This window comes from Mesorhizobium sp. M8A.F.Ca.ET.165.01.1.1, from assembly GCF_004792065.1.
In the GTDB taxonomy this organism is placed as follows: Bacteria; Pseudomonadota; Alphaproteobacteria; order Rhizobiales; family Rhizobiaceae; genus Mesorhizobium.
This window is the reverse complement of record NZ_SRTH01000290.1, coordinates 1-248: the sequence shown is the minus strand read 5'-3', so window position 1 is coordinate 248 and position 248 is coordinate 1. Positions and strand designations below refer to the sequence as shown.

Here is a 248-nt window from a genome sequence, read left to right as displayed (position 1 = left end):
TGATGGTCACCGTCAGGCTGGAGCTCGAAGAGCCGCCATGGTTGTCGGCGTTGGTGTAGGTGAAGACGTCGGTGACGCTGGCACCTTCGGCCAACGCCTGGACCGAGGCCAGGCCATTGTCGAGCGTGTAGGTGTAGGTGCCGTCGCTGTTGAGATGCAGCGTGCCGTACGTGCCGACGAGGTTGGCACCGACATTGCCGGCCGAGCCATTGACGGCGGTGACGCTGTGGGTGTCGCCAGTGTCGACA

At 64.1% G+C, this 248-nt stretch carries 1 protein-coding gene; it reads right to left on the bottom strand.

Translation table 11 applies throughout. The annotated features are described in order from the left end of the window. A partial coding sequence (locus EN808_RS36140; protein WP_135918290.1) for a VCBS domain-containing protein occupies positions 1-248 on the bottom strand: 248 nt, incomplete at both ends.